We start from the raw sequence: 15,604 nt of genomic DNA, 5'->3' as shown, positions 1-15,604 counted from the left end.
TGTTGTCTTTGTTGGGTGTGCTCAGTTGTCGGTGCTGATGAAGACGTTCTTGACCTCGGTGAACGCGTCGAGCGCGTCGGGGCCGAGCTCGCGGCCGATGCCACTCGCCTTGTAGCCACCGAAGGGTGTCGAGTAGCGCACACTGCTGTGGCTGTTGACCGAGAGGTTCCCGGCCTCGACGGCGCGCGAGACGCGGATCGCTCGACCGACGTCACGCGTCCAGATCGAACCCGACAGCCCGTATGCCGTGTCGTTGGCGAGGCGGATCGCGTCGGCTTCGTCGTCGAACGGGAGGACCGCCACGACGGGTCCGAAGATCTCGTCGCGCCAGACCCGGTCGTTGGTGCTGCCGGGGAGGACGACCGTCGGGGGGTACCAGTAGCCGGCCCCTTCGGGTGCGGTGCCGCGGAAGGCGACGTCGACGGACTCGTTCGAGTTCTCGACGAAACCACGCACGGCCTCGCGCTGACCGGCGCTGATGAGCGGACCCATCTGGGTGGCCTCATCGTTGGGGTCGCCGACACGCACGGCGCGCATGCCTGCCTCGAACCGCTCCATGAAGGCGTCAAAGACATTGCGCTGCACGAGGATTCGCGTTCGCGCGCAGCAGTCCTGGCCGGCGTTGTCGAGGAACGACATGGGTGCGGCGGCGGCGGCAACGTCGAGGTCCGCGTCGTCGAAGACGATGTTGGCGGACTTGCCACCGAGCTCGAGCGTGACCCGCTTGAGCTGGTCGGCGGCCTTGCGCATGATGCCCTGACCCACGGCGGTCGATCCGGTGAAGCAGACCTTGCGCACGTCGGGGTGGGTGACGAACCGCTCCCCCACGACCGAGCCCTTGCCCGGCAGCACGGTGAAGACGCCCTCCGGCACGCCGGCCTCGAGGGCGAGCTCACCCAGGCGCATGGCGGTCAGCGGGGTGAGCTCGGCCGGCTTGAGCACGACCGTGTTGCCTGCCGCGAGGGCCGGGCCGAAGCCCCAGCCCGCGATGGGCATGGGGAAGTTCCACGGCACGATGATCGACACGACCCCGAGGGGCTCCTTGAAGGTCAGGTCGATGCCACCGGCAACGGGGATCTGCTGCCCGAAGAGGCGCTCCGGCGCGGCCGAGTAGTAGGCGAGGACGTCACGGACGTTGCCGGCCTCCCAACGGGCGTTGCCGATGGTGTGGCCGGCGTTCTCGACCTCGAGCGCGGCCAGCTCGTCGAGGTGCTCGTCGACGACCTCGCTGAAGCGCCGCAACAGTCGACCCCGGTCGGCGGGCGCCATGGCACGCCAGGTCGGTCCGACCTCGACGGCGCGGGCCACGGCCTCATCGGTCTCCTCGACACCGACGAGGTCGATGGTGCGGGCGACCTTTTCGGTCGCCGGGTTGATCACGTCATGCGAAGTCATCTGTTCAGAGCCTCTCGAAGCCTCGGATGCGTTCCCAGTCGGTCACTGCGGCGTCGAAGGCCTTGAGCTCGACGTCGGCAGCGTTGACGTAGTGGTCGACGACGTCATCGCCGAAGACCTCACGGGCGATGGTCGAGGACGCGAGCAGCTCGCGAGCCTCACGCAGCGTCGCGGGCACCTTCTCGACGTCCGAGGTGTAGGCGTTGCCCTCGAAGGCCGGCTCCAGCTCGAGCTCGTGCTCGATGCCGTAGAGCCCGCCGGCGAGCATCGCGGCCACCGCGAGGTAGGGATTGACGTCACCGCCCGGCACCCGGTTCTCCATACGAAGGCCACCTCCGTGGCCGACCACCCGCAGGGCGCAGGTGCGGTTGTCACGACCCCACGCGATGGCGGTCGGCGCGAACGAGCCGGCAGCAAAACGCTTGTAGGAGTTGATGTTCGGAGCATAGAAGTAGGTGAAGTCACGCATCGTCGCGAGGACACCGGCGAGGAACTGGTCGTGCAGGATGCCCTGCCCACCCTCGCGCTCCTTGTCGGCAAAGACGACCTTGCCGTCGAGCCCGCGCAGGGACAGGTGGATGTGGCACGAGTTGCCCTCGCGCTCGTCGTACTTCGCCATGAAGGTCAGCGACATGCCGTGCTTGGCCGCGAGCTCCTTGGCCGCCGTCTTGTAGATGACGTGGTTGTCGCACGTGCGGACGACCTCGTCATAGAGGAACCCGATCTCGTGCTGGCCGAAGTTGCACTCACCCTTGGCACCCTCGACGGTGACGCCCGCGGCATACATCTCGTTGCGGATCTCGCGCAGGAGGGGCTCGACGACGGTTCCGCCGGTGATGGAGTAGTCGACGTTGTAGCGGTTGGCCCCCGTGAGCCCGACGTAGCGGCGATCCCAGGCGGAGTGAAACGTCTCCTCGAAGACGATGAACTCGAGCTCCGTGCCGGCGATGGCCATCCAGCCCTTCTCGTGGGCGCGCTCGACCTGCGCCTTGAGGATGCCGCGCGGCGACTGCCGCACGGGGCCGGAGCCGTCGAGCCAGGCGAGGTCGCACTGGATCGTCACGGAGCCCGGCTGCCCGGGCGTGCGCCGCAGGGTGTCGAGGTCGAGCACGAACTCGAAGTCGCCGTAGCCCTTCTCCCACGACGACATGGCGTAGCCGTCGACGGTGTTCATGTCGACGTCGACCGCGAGGAGGTAGTTGCACCCCTCCGCTCCCCCGTCGAGGACATGATCGAGGAAGTAGGCCGCGTGCAACCGTTTGCCGGTCAGGCGACCCTGCATGTCGGTGAACGCGACGATGACCGTGTCGATCTCGCCGCTCTCGGCGCCGCTGCGCAGGTCATCGAGGGTCAGCTGCGTGGGGCCCCCAGCGTGAATCGAACCGCTCATGCCTTGATCTCCTTCGTCATCCGATGAGTCCTCTGAGCAGGGCGGAGGTCGCGTCGCAGTGCTCCTCCATGACAGTCCTGGCGCGTTCGGCGTCACCGCGAAGGATGGCGTCGACGATGTCGTGGTGTTGCTGGTCCGAGTGCTCGATGTTGCGCCGCAGCACCGGAATGGCGGTCAGCATCTCGTGCAGGGCCGCCTGTGAACGCGTCACGGCGTCAATGAGCATGGGCGAACCGGACAAGGCCGCGATGGCGAGGTGGAGTCGTGAGTCCGCGACCCGGCGCTCGGCGTCATCGGGAGCCTCGTCGACCTCACGCAGGCTGTCGGTGAGCCAGACCCTTTGGTCGCGAGCCAGTGAGCGGGTGGCGGTCAACCAGGCCGCGCCGGGCTCGACGACCCGACGGAAGTCGATGGCGTCGGCGAGAGCCGCGCCGCTGCGGACGAAGGCACCCTTGGGCGCGGCGGTCGAAGCGGCAGGGAACTGCGCGGCATACGTGACCCACGTTCCACCGCCACGGCCCCGTTTGGTCGTCACGAGCCCGCTCTCGCGCAAGGCGGCGATGGCGTCGCGCAGGGTGTTGCGGGCGACTCCGAGACGCTCGGCGAGCTCTCGTTCGGGAGGCAGCTGCTCACCGTTGGCCAGGACGCCGAGTCGGATCGCCCGGGCCAGTTGCTCGACGGTGTTCTCGAAGGCGTTGCCGGCCGAGGGCTGGAGCACGACATCGGGGAGCGAGGCCTTGTCGAAGGCTCTCATCGCGTCCATGCGTCAACTCCCCTGCCCGACATCAAAGGTCCGTGAATGAACCATTCCATCATGTCACACACCCCGTCCGAGCCGCAGCGAGTCAGGGTCGAACGGCGGACGCAGCGTCACCTGCGCGTCGAGCCGCTCGCCGGCGAGGTCGACCTGCCACCGCCCGGACGCGATCCAGTCGGCGGTGGCCGTCCCGCTGGCACGGTCACCGACGAGGGCGAGGCCCACACTGCGACCGAGCGCCGCTCCCCACCCGGCCGACGTGACCTGGCCCGCGGGCAGTCCGTCGCGCAGCACCAGCTCGCCACCCCAGAGGTACGCCGTGGGGTCAGCGACGACGACCGACGCGACCCGTCGCTCCGGCCCTCGCGCCTTCGCCCGTTCCACCTCTTCCCGACCGAGGAAGTCGATGCTCGTCCTGAGCTTGCACGCGAAGGTCAGCCCCGCCTCGACCGGACCCCAGTCCGTCGTGAGCTCGCGTGCGAAGGCGCGGTAGCCCTTCTCGAGGCGCATCGCCTCGATGGCGTAGTAGCCGGCCGGGACGACCTCCACGCCACCCACGCCGCCGAACACGCCAGCGGCCAAGTCCGTCGGGACGTAGAGCTCCCAGCCCAGTTCGCCGACATACGTGATCCGGGTGGCCCGCACCGTCGCCCGGCCCAACCGAACGTCCCGGCTCGTCGCGAAGGGGAAGGCCGTGTCGGAGAAGTCGTCCGGAGACAGAGCACTCAAGAGCTCGCGTGATCGCGGACCCATGACACCGAAGACCGCCATCGCGCTGGTGAGGTCGGTCACCGTCACTGCTGCGCCGATCGGCGCGTGCCGCCGCATCCAGTCGAGGTCCCGATCGGTCGTGGCGGCGCTGCTCACGACGAGGAACTCCTGGGCTCCAACACGGGTCACGGTGACGTCGGCCTCGTAGGTCCCGCGGGCGTTGAGCATGGCCGTGTAGACAGTGCGGCCCACGGGGACGTCGACGTCCGCCGTGCACAGCCACTGCAGGGTGCTCGCAGCGTCTGCGCCCGCGACGGCGTACTTCGAGAACGAGGTCTGGTCGAACACCGCCACCGAGGTGCGGCAGGCCACCTGTTCGAAGACGCACCAGTCCACCCAGTCGGGCCGCTCCCACGAGTAGTTCAGGACCGCCGGAATCCCCTGTGGCGCAAAGACATTGGGCCGCTCCCAGTGGTTCCGCGTGCCCAACACCGCCCCTTGACCCACGACCTCGTCATGCACCGGTGAACGCCGCATGGGCCTTCCCGACTCGAGCTCCCGGTTGGGCCACGGCACGGCGTAGTGGAGCCCGAGGACCTCCACGACCCGCTCGCGCAACCACGTGTGGTTGCCGGCCAGGGGCGAGAACCGGCGGATGTCCGCACTGATGAGGTCCATCGTCGGGCCGCCCTCGACGATCCACTCCGCGAGCGCGCGACCCGCACCCCCGGCCGAGGCGATGCCCACCGAGTTGAACCCGGCGGCGACGAAGAAGCCAGCCACCTCCGGCGCCTCGCCGATGATGAACTGGTTGTCGGGGGTGAAGCTCTCGGGGCCGTTGTAGAACTTGCGGATCCCCGTCTCGGCGAGGACGGGTAGCCGGTGGATGGCGCTGTCCATGAGGATCCCGAAGTGTTCCCAGTCCTCGTCGAGCAGCTGGAACTCGAAGGGGTGCGGCAGCTGGTCGGGTGACACCCATGGCTTGGCCTCCGGCTCGAACCCACCGACGAGAAGGCCCCCCACCTCCTCCTTGACGTAGGTGTAGCCGTCGGGGTCTCGCAGCACCGGAAGGTCCCGGTGCACGCCCTCGATCTGGTCGGTGACGACGTAGAAGTGCTCGGCGGAGTGCAGCGGCACATTGACGCCCGCCATCGCGCCGACGGCGTTGGCCCACTGCCCGGCGCAGTTGACGACCACGTCGGCCTCAACGTCGACGACGTCACCGTCGTGCTCGACGCGGACGCCGGTGGCCCGACCCTTGTCGGCGTGGACCGCGGTCACGCGGGCCCGCTCGGTGACGGTGACGCCGAGCTGGCGCGCCCCCTTGGCCAACGCCTGGGTGAGGTCGGTCGGGTTGGCCTTCCCGTCCCCCGGGAGCCAGATGGCTCCGGCGAGGTCGTCCGAACGGATGAGCGGGTAGCGTTCGGCCGCCTGTCCCGCTGTGAGGAGCTCACAGTCCAGCCCGTATGCCGCTGCGCTGGCTGCCGTGCGCCGCAGCTGGGTCATGCGGTCGCCGGACCGGGCGAGGGTGAGTCCGCCCGTGACCCGATAACCCGTGCCGAGACCCGTCTCGGCCTCGAGTCGTGAATAGAGGTCGGTGGAGTACTGCACCAGCCGGGTGCTCGCCTCGGTCGCGCGCAGCTGGCCGACGAGTCCGGCCGCGTGCCACGTCGTGCCACAGGAGAGAGAGCCCTGCTCGAGGAGGACGACATCGGTCCAGCCGAGATGGGCCAGGTGATAAGCGACGCTGCACCCGATGATGCCGCCGCCGATGATGACGACGCGGGCGCGCCCGGGGAGCACCGTCACGGAGCTCACGCGTGGTCCTCCTCAAGGGCGGCGGCCTGGTCGAGCAGAGCGTCGAGGCGTGAGCTGGTGAGCAGCTCGGAGGCGAGCGCCTGACGTTCGAGCGTGAAGTCCCAGAAGTCGTGGTCGACGTCGGAGACGCCGTACTGGATGGCACCCCACAGGGTCCAGGCGTAGCGCCCCGTGAGTCCCCAGAGCTCGGCGCGAGCCAGGAGGTGGTGCGAGACACGCCCGTAGTAGAGGCCCACCAGCTCGACGAGGTGATCGTGGTCGAGCTGCGACTCGTTGATCAGATTCCCCAGCTCGAAAGCCGGTTCGTTCATCCCGGCGTACTCGTAGTCGATGATCCGCAGCGCACCCCCGTCGTCGAGGACGTTCGCGGCAAGGAGGTCGTTGTGACAGGGCACCAAAGGCTCGGGATGGCACTGCAGCGCTGCCTCGACCTGAGCCATCCGGGCCCCGTGGGACGCGTAGTCAGAGGGCACCGCGAAGCCGCGCTGGCTGACGATCGCGGCATACGCCCGTTGGGTCGCGAACATGTCGAAGCGGTTCGCGAAAGGAGGACTGGAGTGGATTTTGTGAACGGCCTCCACGATTCGCGGGAGGTTCTCACCCACGTCGCGGGCGGCATACGTGCGCCCTGGAAGGAACTGCACGACAAGGACACCCCGGCCGGGAAGGTAGTCGACCACGGGAGCCCCGACCCCAGCCTCGGCGGCGGTTCGCGAGTTGAGCCACTCGTGCTCGCGATCCACTCCGAGCAGACCGCTGTCGGACGAAGAAATCCGGACGACGACGTCATGGCCCGCAGAACGAACCCGGTAGTTGTGGTTCGTGAGTCCACCGGGGAGTTCGGACACGACGCGATCCTCGCCCAGCCACGTGAGCTGGGCGAGGGCCGCGTCGAGCCGGTTGTCGTTCACTCGGTGAACGCGTCGATGACCGCCTTGTCGATCGTGTGCTTCGGACCGGTGAACCACTTGCGCGCCGACAGCTGCCACCAGATGGCCAGCAGGATGAGCGACCCGATGGTGAGGATGGGCGCGTAGTTGACGAACTTCCAGGCGAAGTCCTTGTGGCCCGGCCACCCCGACGGATAGAGCGGAAGGATGAAGTAGACGCAGATGATCGCGATCTCGGCGACCGCCACGAGGTTCATCCACTTGTACTTCTGGCCGTTGTTCCAGCTTCCCGGAACGAAGGCGTCACCCATCTTCCAGCGCAGCCAGATCGGGATGAGGAAGGCGAGGTAGAGCCCGATCACCGCGACCGAGACCACGGCATAGAACGCCGTCGGCAGGATGATGGGCGCCTCCTCGGTGCCGAAGTTGACCTCGATGAGAGCCGGCAGCGTGATGAGTCCCGCCACGAGTGCGGCACCCATGACCGCGTTGGCCGGAACCTTGCGCTCGGTGACCTTGGCCCAGATGCGCGACCCGGGGATGGCGCCGTCCCGGCTGAAGGCAAAACCCATGCGCGAGGCACTGGTGAGGCAGGCCGTCGCGCAGAACAGCTGCCCGAACGCCGAGATGACGATGACCGTCGCGTGCCAGAACGTGCTGAGCGACTGGCCGAGGATCACGTCCGAGCCGTAGAGGCCCTGGTTGATCCCGGTCGTGACGGCGTCCTTGTCCTGGACGGCGAACAGGAGGGCGAGCAACAGGAACCACCCGCCGACCGCGGAGTACGCGATTGAGCGCCAGATGCCTTTGGCCGCAGCGTTCGACGCCGACTGCGTCTCCTCGGAGAGGTGGGCCGAGGCGTCGAATCCGGTGATCGTGTACTGCGTCAGCAGGAAGCCGAGTGGAAGGACGAGGAACCAGTAGGTGGCACCGCTCGCCGACCCCGCGGCATACCCGGAGTTGTTGATGCGCTCGGTGAAGACGAACCCGAGGTCCTGGTGGTGGTCGGGGACGAACACGAGGATGAGGATGACGATCGCCGCGCCGGCCACGTGCCACCAGACGGAGACGTTGTTGATGACGGCGAGCAGGTGGCTGGAGAAGATGTTGACCACGGCCGCGAGGACGAGGATCACCACGAAGATGATGAAGACGCGGGTCAGGCTCCAGTTCGCCGCGTAGTCCTCGGAGAACAGCCCGATCATGATGTCGACGAAGTTGGCGGCGCCGTAGGCCACCGACGCGGTCACGGCGATGAGGCCGATGAGGTTGAGCCACCCGGTGAAGAAGCCCGCGGCAGGACCGCCGAGCTTCGCTGCCCACCAGTAGATGCCACCGGACGTCGGATAGGCCGAGACGAGCTCGGACATCGTGAAGCCGATGATGAGGATGAACACCGAGATCAGCGGCCAGCCCCAGGAGATGGCCACCGGGCCACCGTTGCTCCAGGCCTGGCCGAAGGTCGTGAAGCACCCAGCCAGGATCGAGATGATCGAGAAGGAGATCGCGAAGTTGGAGAATCCCGACCACGATCGGTGAAGTTCCTGCTTGTAGCCGAGCTCCGCCAGGCGGCGTTCGTCGTCGGACATTTCGGTCACATCGGACATGCGCGCACTCCTTGCCCACACACTGAGCCTTGAGACTTGACCATCGACTTCGGTCTGAAGTTGAGCCGATAGTAGACCCGGAGTGACCCACGACACACGGATATGGCGGTCGCCGATGCAGTTATGGCGTCGAAGCGGACCTTTGGGTCCGGGCAACGCAGTCCGGTGGCGCCCGGTGCGGCCGGTGCGGCAGACAGCTCAGGCGAGCCGGGTGAGCCAGCCTCGGGTGTCCTCGGCGCGGCCGTACTGGATGTCGAGGAGGCGCGAGCGAATGGTGCGCGTGACCTCGCCACCTTCGGGTCCACCGACGGCGGGGGCCGAGCCACCCTCCCAGCGGAGCTCACCGACCGGCGTGATGACGGCTGCCGTGCCGCAGGCGAAGATCTCGACGATGTCGCCGGAGGCCACGCCGTCCTTCCACTCCTGGATCGGCACCGTGCGCTCGACCGGCGTGAGGTCGAGGTCCTTGGCGAGCTCGAGGATCGAGCTGCGGGTGATGCCCTCGAGGATCGAGCCCGTGAGCTCGGGCGTGATGAGCTCGCCGTCCTTGGTGAGGATGAAGAGGTTCATCCCACCGAGCTCCTCGATGTTCTGCTGCGTCCCCGAGTCGAGGAAGACCGCCTGGTCGCAGCCGTTCTCGATGCCCTCGAGCTGACCGGCGAGGGACGAGGCGTAGTTGCCACCGCACTTCGCGTTGCCGGTGCCACCGGCACCGGCACGGGCGTAGTCCTGCGAGATCCACAGGGTCACCGGCTTGAGGCCGCCCGGGAAGTAGGGACCAGCGGGCGACGCGATGACCGTGTAGGTGACCTCGTTGGCCGGGCGGACGCCGAGGAACGCCTCGGATGCGTACATGAACGGGCGCAGGTAGAGGCTGGCCTCACTGCCATCGGCCGGCGGGACCCAGGCCGAGTCGACGGAGAGCAGCGCCTTGAGCGAGCCGATGAAGTCGGCCTCGGAGATCTCGGGCAGGGCCAGGCGGCGAGCACTGCGCGCCATGCGGGCGGCGTTGGCCTCGGGCCGGAAGGTCCACACCGAGCCGTCCTCGTGGCGGTAGGCCTTCATGCCCTCGAAGATCTCCTGGGCGTAGTGCAGCACTGCAGCGCTCGGCATGATCTGGATCGGGCCATAGGGCACGACGCGACCGTCGTGCCAGCCACCGTCCTTGGTCCACGTGGCCGTGGCCATGTGGTCGGTGAAGTGGACACCGAATCCGGGCCTGGCGTGGATCTCGGCGCGACGCTCGTCGCTCACGGGGTCCGGACGTCGCTCGACGCTGAACGAGAGGTCGGTCATCTCAGGGGGTCCTTCCAAGAGCGGGTGCAAACGGCAGTGCGAGACTCGCTGCGGCTTGTGGCTGAGCCTATGACAGGCGCGCGGTGACGGCGTCACCGATGGCGCTCGTCGTGCGTACCTCGCGGCCGCGCGCGCCAAGATCGGCGGCGACTGCGGCCTCGACCCGTCCTGCTTCGTCGGTGCGACCCAGGTGCTCCAGGAGCATCGCGACGGAGAGAATCGTCGCCGTCGGGTCGGCCTTGCCCTGGCCGGCGATGTCGGGCGCGGAGCCGTGGACCGGCTCGAACATGCTCGGCGCCGACCCGGTCGGGTTGATGTTGCCACTCGCCGCGAGGCCGATGCCACCGGCGATGGCAGCAGCAATGTCGGTGATGATGTCGCCGAAGAGGTTGTCGGTGACGATGACGTCGAAGCGACCCGGGTCGGTCACGAGGAAGATCGTCGCGGCGTCGACGTGCTGGTAGGCGATCTCGACGTCCGGGAACTCGGTGCCGACCTCGTCGACAGTGCGTCGCCACAGGTGCCCGGCGTGGGTGAGGACGTTGTGCTTGTGGACGAGTGTGAGGTGCTTGCGCGGGCGGGCCTGGGCACGGGCAAACGCCTCGCGCACGACGCGCTCGACACCGAACCGGGTGTTGACGCTGACCTCGGTCGCGATCTCGTGCGGGGTGCCGGTGCGCAGGGCGCCGCCGTTGCCCACGTAGGGCCCCTCGGTGCCCTCGCGCACGACGACGAAGTCGATGCCACCCGGGGCGACGCGGTCCACGGCGAGCGGGCTCTCGACGCCCGGGAAGAGCTTGGCCGGGCGGAGGTTGACGAAGTGGTCGAGGGCGAAGCGCAGCGGCAGCAGGATGCCGCGCTCGAGGACACCACTTGGGACGCTCGGGTCCCCGATGGCGCCGAGCAGGATGACGTCGTGGCCGCGCAGCTCGTCGAGCACGCTCTCGGGGAGAGTCTCACCGGTGGCGTTCCAGCGCTTCGCGCCGAGGTCGTATGCCGTGCTGGTCACCTTGGTGCCGCTGCCGCCGGTCACGGCCTCGAGGACCTTGAGGCCCTCGGTGACGACCTCGGGCCCAATGCCGTCACCGGCAATGACCGCGAGGTTGATGTCCTTGGAGGCGATGTCCCCTGCACTGCTCTGCGTCATGCTCACACCTTAGAAAGTGATCTCGGAATGCGGGACCGTGGTCCCACAATGCGAAACCCCGCCAGCACAGGGCTCGGCGGGGTTTCGCAGGTGAGGAGAGGGTCAGGCGTCGGTGTGGTCCTGGTCGCGCAGGTCCAACGACTCCTGCAGTGCCTGCTGTGCTGCCTTGGCTTCTTCGCTCATGGTGTTCAGTCCTTCAAAACTCGAGATGTGGGTGGGACGGTCGGCTCCAGCCCGTGGTGTGGGCGAACCGGTCAGCGGGCGTCACGGGGTCTCCGCGACGAGGGAGCTGACTACCGAACCTCGCCGCGGCTGGCAATGAGAAGACCTACCTGCCGCTGCATGCTTCGAGGTTATGAGGACGTCCAACTATCGGGAAGAGGCTGCTCACGTACTGAGACGCCATCTCAGCGTCAGGCCGAGTCGCCGGGCCATCTCCCCCGCAACGCACGAATGCCGCGCACTCACCCTGAGGTGAGCACACGGCATACGTGATGGGGCTTGGTCAGCTCTTGGCAAGCTTGCGCTTGAGCTCGGCGGCCGGCTTGAACGCGGCAGCAGTGCTGGCCTTGATCTCGAGAGCCTCGCCGGTCTGCGGGTTGCGACCGGTGCGGGCGGCGCGCTCGCGCGTCTCGAAGATGCCGAAGCCCGGGAGCGACACCTTGTCACCGGCGACGAGCGCGTCGGTGATGGCGCCGAGGACGGCGTCGATGGCGCGGTCAGCGTCAGCGCCGCTGAGCTCTGCCTTGTCGACAACCTTGTTCTTGAGATCCGTACGGTTCACAAATTCTCCTGAGTAAGCGTGGTCAGTGACGGCCCACGATAAGCACAAGCACCGACATTCCCTGACATCGGGCAGAAACACGTATGCCGTGTCATCACCTTGAGAGGTGACCACACGGCATACGTGAGGTGGGTCAATGATGCTGTGCCACAACGGAACTGAAAGGAGAAGTCACTCCACCAGGTCCACGACACGAACGTCCGCCGAAAGCTCGGAAGCGATGGCGGCCACGACGTCGGCGGGGATCTTGTTGTCGACGGTGAGGGCCACCAGGGCGGTGCCCGCAGCGTCGTCGCGGGCGACCTGCATGCCGCCAATGTTGACGTCGGCAGCGCCGAGGAGAGCGCCGATGACGCCAACGACGCCCGGGCGGTCCGTGTAGGAGAAGAACGCCATGTGGTCGCTGATCGCGACCTCGAGGTCGAAGCCGTTGACGCCGATGAGCTTCTGGACCATCTTGGGTCCGGTCAACGTGCCGGCGACGGAGACGGTCGTGCCCTCGGCGAGCGTCCCACGCAGCGTCGTGACATTGCGGAACTCCTCGGAGACGGCGTCGGTGAGCAGGCGGACCTCGCAGCCACGCTCCTTGGCGAGCAGGGGCGCATTGACGTAGGTCACGGCGTCCTCGGTGACGTCGGTGAAGACGCCCTTGAGGGCGGCGAGCTCCCAGACCGACACGTCGTGCTCGGTGATCTCACCGCGGACGTCGATGTCGAGCTGGACCGGGACGGATCCCGCAACGCCCGTGAAGATGCGGCCGAGCTTCTCGACGAGGTCGATGCCGGGGCGGACCTCTTCGGCGACGACGCCACCGGCGACGTTGACCGCGTCGGGCACGAGGTCGCCACCGAGAGCGAGGCGCACGGACTTGGCGACGGCAACGCCGGCCTTCTCCTGCGCCTCGTCGGTGGACGCACCGAGGTGGGGCGTCACGACGACCGACTCGAACTCGAAGAGCGGGCTCTCGGTCGTCGGCTCGATCGCGAAGACGTCGATGCCTGCGCCTGCGACGAGACCGTCACGCAGCGCGTCGGCAAGCGCCTGCTCGTCGACGATGCCCCCGCGAGCGGCGTTGATGATGCGCACCGACGGCTTGACCTTGGCGAAGGCCTCCTTGCCGAGCAGACCGAGGGTCTCGGGCGACTTGGGGAGGTGCACGGTGATGAAGTCGGACTCGGCGAGGAGCTCGTCGAGGGACACGAGGCGAGCACCCAGCTGGCCGGCCTTCGCCGCGGAGACGTAGGGGTCGTACGCGAGGATCTCCATGCCGAAACCCTTGAGGCGCTCGGCGACGAGCTGGCCGATGCGGCCGAAGCCGACGACGCCGACCTTCTTGTCGAGGAGCTCGACGCCGCCGTACTTGCTGCGCTTCCACGCGCCAGCCTTGAGGGCCTGGTTGGCGGGCGCGATGTTGCGCGCAGTGGCGAGGAGGAGGCCGACGGCGAGCTCGGCAGCGCTGGTGATGTTGGAGGTCGGGGCGTTGACGACCATGACGCCGGCCTGCGTCGCGGCGGGGACGTCGACGTTGTCGAGTCCCACTCCGGCGCGAGCGATGACCTTGAGGTTCTTGGCGGCCGCGATGGCCTCGGCGTCCATCTGAGTCGCCGAGCGGATGAGCACAGCGTCGACGTCGGCCAGCGCGGGCAGGAGCTGGGACCGGTCGGAGCCATCGATCGTGCGGATCTCGAAGTCCGGCCCGAGGGCGTCGATCGTGGCTGGGGAGAGTTCCTCGGCGATGAGCACGACGGGCTTGGTCACTGCGGTCCTCACAAGGGGTGATCGTGGACGGGTCCGCACGTCGCTGTGCAGTGGCGCGAGTCTAGAGCCGCGTTCAGCATGTGGATATGGCGCCCGCCATGTGACACGACACAGAGCCGGACGCAGAGCCGGACACTGCCGCCGGGTGCGGCACATCGGCGGAGATTTCGGCACCTTTCGCAGGCGCACAGGGTGGGACTCGCGCGAGGATGGCTGCATGCGCATCGTCGTGACCGGTGGATCTGGCGACCTGGGCGGTCGGGTCGTTCGTGAGCTCATGTCCCGGGGCCACGCGGCGGTGCCCGCCAGCCGCCGCAGCGGGGTGGACCTGTCGACCGGCGACGGCCTCGACGCCGTGCTCGACGGTGCCGACGCCGTCATTCACGCGGCCACCTCCCAGAGCAAGCCCCAGTCCGTCGAGGTCGCGGGCGCGCGCCGGATCGGGGACTCGCTGCGGCGCCTCGGGTCAACCGCTCACGTCGTGTCGATCTCGATCGTGGGCTCCGACCGGGTCCCCTACGCCTACTACCGCGCCAAGGTCGATGCCGAGCAGGCACTCGAGCAGGCAGGCGTCCCGGCGACGGTCGTCCGGGCCACCCAGTTCCACTCCCTCGCTGCCTTCTTCGGCACCGCCGGTCGTGTCGGTCCGGTGACCTTCTCGATCGGCCACATGCGGATCCAGCCGGTCGACATCGACTGGGTCGCCCAGCGACTCGCCGACCATGCCACCGGACCGGCGCCAAGCGCCTTCCGCTGGGCCACGGACCTGGCCGGCCCCACGGCATACACCGCTGACGACCTGGCCGAGCGGCTCGCCAAACACGACGGCCGCACGACGCCACGCATCCTGCGCATCCCTCCGGTCCTGCCCGTCATGCGCGGATTCGCCGAAGGCGGCATCCTGCCCGGGCCCGAGGCCGAGATCGGTGGGCGAACCTTCGAGGACTGGCTGGGCGACCAGCCGACACCCATGCCGCGCCGATTCCACTCGCCCACATGAGCACCGGCGACCACATCCTGGGTCCGGACACAGCACCAACTCCGTTCTCCACCAGCGAGATTCGCGAGGGCTGCCCGTCCGGGCGCACCGTCGTCGTGCGCGTCGAGGACGGTGACGGCGTGCGGCACCGGCTGAGCCGTTTCGCTGCGGCCGACGACGTGGGCGCGCTCCATGAGCGGGCCGACTGCGAGGCCGACGGCACAGTGATCGGCGAGGTGGCCGGCTCGCACGTGGCCTGGCTCGACCTCCAGAAGCATGCGTCGTTCCCTGCGTCCGCGACCGTCATCGACAACGAGACCGTGTCGCTGCCCGTGGGGCTCGAGGAGTGCGTCCGCTACGTCGTCACCGACGCCGAGGACGTGACGACGTTCTGGTTCTCACGAACCCGACCGGGTATGCCGGTCAAGGTCACCTTCACCCGTGGCGGTCAGGTCCTCAGCACGACGGTCATGGTGTCGGACCGGATCGTGTCGGACCGGATCGTGTCGGACCGGGTGGCGCCGAATCTGCATGAGGCGACGCCACGCGAGTGAGCCACCGCGTGGCCGCGAGGACGAGCGCCGCGACGGCGACGAGGACGAGCAGCCACCACCACGCTCCCCCGGTGATCGCCTCCCAGAGAGCAACCCCGGCCGACGTGTAGAGCGTGGCCCACAGGAGCGACCCCACGACCGTGGCTGGGACGTAGCGCGACAACGGCATGCGCAGTGCGCCGGCCGCAGCGTTGATGAGGGTCTGCACACCGACGGTCAGGAAGCTCAGGGCCACGACCGGGGCTCCCCAGCGGTCGACGAACGCCTCCGTGCGGATCACTGCGGGACGGTCGAGGTGCCGGGCGATGCCGGTGCGCGCTCCCCCGGCCCGCAGTCCGCGCCCGGCCCAGTAGGTCGCGTTGGACCGGAGCATGGCGATGACGAAGAACGCGCCGAACACCGCCCACACGGGCCAGCCATCGACGAGATCACGCACGCGCACACTCTAGGGACGAACCCGTGGCCCAGCTCACGCCCGGTCGAAAGGAGAGAACACGCCGTGCGGGCCCGGGCCCACG

Annotated in this window: 13 protein-coding genes; 2 read left to right on the top strand and 11 right to left on the bottom strand. The window is 68.2% G+C overall.

What is annotated here, in order from left to right; all coding sequences use genetic code 11:
- Positions 1 to 21 precede the first annotated feature (21 nt).
- From JNB_RS18940 to serA, 10 genes are all read right to left on the bottom strand, one after another.
- On the bottom strand, positions 22 to 1,395 hold the full coding sequence (locus JNB_RS18940) for an aldehyde dehydrogenase (protein WP_009778147.1): 1,374 nt from the start codon (positions 1,393 to 1,395) through the stop codon (positions 22 to 24).
- Between the two features lie 4 nt (positions 1,396 to 1,399).
- Positions 1,400 to 2,785 (bottom strand): glutamine synthetase family protein, encoded by a 1,386-nt coding sequence (locus tag JNB_RS18935; protein ID WP_009778146.1) that lies wholly within the window; start codon positions 2,783 to 2,785, stop codon positions 1,400 to 1,402.
- A gap of 16 nt (positions 2,786 to 2,801) precedes the next feature.
- Entirely contained in the window at positions 2,802 to 3,548 is a 747-nt protein-coding gene (locus JNB_RS18930; protein ID WP_009778145.1) for a FadR/GntR family transcriptional regulator, read from the bottom strand.
- Between the two features lie 54 nt (positions 3,549 to 3,602).
- Positions 3,603 to 6,071 carry an FAD-dependent oxidoreductase gene (locus JNB_RS18925; RefSeq protein ID WP_009778144.1) on the bottom strand — a complete coding sequence of 823 codons (2,469 nt, stop codon included), beginning with the start codon at positions 6,069 to 6,071 and terminating at the stop codon, positions 3,603 to 3,605.
- Positions 6,068 to 6,982, bottom strand: coding sequence for a choline kinase family protein (locus JNB_RS18920; protein ID WP_009778143.1), 915 nt, complete (start codon positions 6,980 to 6,982; stop codon positions 6,068 to 6,070). The genes JNB_RS18925 and JNB_RS18920 overlap by 4 nt, the downstream gene beginning before the upstream one ends.
- Positions 6,979 to 8,568, bottom strand: a complete 1,590-nt coding sequence (locus JNB_RS18915) for an amino acid permease (protein ID WP_009778142.1) — start codon at positions 8,566 to 8,568, stop codon at positions 6,979 to 6,981. Before JNB_RS18915 ends, JNB_RS18920 begins: the two co-directional genes overlap by 4 nt.
- Before the next feature lie 198 nt (positions 8,569 to 8,766).
- On the bottom strand, positions 8,767 to 9,864 hold the full coding sequence (locus JNB_RS18910; protein WP_009778141.1) for a branched-chain amino acid aminotransferase: 1,098 nt from the start codon (positions 9,862 to 9,864) through the stop codon (positions 8,767 to 8,769).
- A 67-nt stretch (positions 9,865 to 9,931) separates the two neighbouring features.
- A complete protein-coding gene (locus tag JNB_RS18905) occupies positions 9,932 to 11,011 on the bottom strand; it encodes a 3-isopropylmalate dehydrogenase (RefSeq protein WP_040883987.1) in 1,080 nt (359 codons plus the stop codon).
- A gap of 505 nt (positions 11,012 to 11,516) precedes the next feature.
- The gene (locus tag JNB_RS18895; RefSeq protein ID WP_009778138.1) at positions 11,517 to 11,795 is read right to left on the bottom strand and encodes an HU family DNA-binding protein; all 279 of its coding nucleotides are present in this window, start codon (positions 11,793 to 11,795) and stop codon (positions 11,517 to 11,519) included.
- Positions 11,796 to 11,966: 171 nt separating this feature from the next.
- On the bottom strand, positions 11,967 to 13,553 hold the full coding sequence (serA, locus tag JNB_RS18890; RefSeq protein ID WP_009778137.1) for a phosphoglycerate dehydrogenase: 1,587 nt from the start codon (positions 13,551 to 13,553) through the stop codon (positions 11,967 to 11,969).
- Between the two features lie 217 nt (positions 13,554 to 13,770).
- Between serA and JNB_RS18885 the strand changes: the two genes are divergently transcribed.
- Together JNB_RS18885 and JNB_RS21400 are read left to right on the top strand one after the other, a co-directional pair.
- Complete coding sequence (locus JNB_RS18885; protein ID WP_009778136.1) at positions 13,771 to 14,553, top strand: SDR family oxidoreductase; 783 nt, start codon at positions 13,771 to 13,773, stop codon at positions 14,551 to 14,553.
- The gene (locus JNB_RS21400) at positions 14,550 to 15,086 is read left to right on the top strand and encodes a hypothetical protein (protein ID WP_009778135.1); all 537 of its coding nucleotides are present in this window, start codon (positions 14,550 to 14,552) and stop codon (positions 15,084 to 15,086) included. Before JNB_RS18885 ends, JNB_RS21400 begins: the two co-directional genes overlap by 4 nt.
- On the opposite strand, the gene JNB_RS21080 is transcribed toward JNB_RS21400, so the two are convergent.
- Positions 15,001 to 15,522 (bottom strand): DedA family protein, encoded by a 522-nt coding sequence (locus JNB_RS21080; protein ID WP_237700707.1) that lies wholly within the window; start codon positions 15,520 to 15,522, stop codon positions 15,001 to 15,003. The genes JNB_RS21400 and JNB_RS21080 overlap by 86 nt on opposite strands.
- Between the last annotated feature and the right edge of the window lie 82 nt (positions 15,523 to 15,604).

The organism is Janibacter sp. HTCC2649, assembly GCF_000152705.1.
Taxonomy (GTDB): domain Bacteria; phylum Actinomycetota; class Actinomycetes; order Actinomycetales; family Dermatophilaceae; genus Knoellia.
Note: the sequence above shows the minus strand (reverse complement) of the source record. Positions and strands in the feature narration are given on the sequence as shown.

Coding starts and splice junctions, on each gene's coding strand:
- JNB_RS21400 (WP_009778135.1), top strand. CDS start 14,550: ATGAGCACCGGCGACCACATCCTGGGTCCGGACACAGCACCAACTCCG.
- JNB_RS18885 (WP_009778136.1), top strand. CDS start 13,771: ATGCGCATCGTCGTGACCGGTGGATCTGGCGACCTGGGCGGTCGGGTC.
- JNB_RS18935 (WP_009778146.1), bottom strand. CDS start 2,785: ATGAGCGGTTCGATTCACGCTGGGGGCCCCACGCAGCTGACCCTCGAT.
- JNB_RS18910 (WP_009778141.1), bottom strand. CDS start 9,864: ATGACCGACCTCTCGTTCAGCGTCGAGCGACGTCCGGACCCCGTGAGC.
- JNB_RS18940 (WP_009778147.1), bottom strand. CDS start 1,395: ATGACTTCGCATGACGTGATCAACCCGGCGACCGAAAAGGTCGCCCGC.
- JNB_RS18905 (WP_040883987.1), bottom strand. CDS start 11,011: ATGACGCAGAGCAGTGCAGGGGACATCGCCTCCAAGGACATCAACCTC.
- JNB_RS18915 (WP_009778142.1), bottom strand. CDS start 8,568: ATGTCCGATGTGACCGAAATGTCCGACGACGAACGCCGCCTGGCGGAG.
- JNB_RS18930 (WP_009778145.1), bottom strand. CDS start 3,548: ATGGACGCGATGAGAGCCTTCGACAAGGCCTCGCTCCCCGATGTCGTG.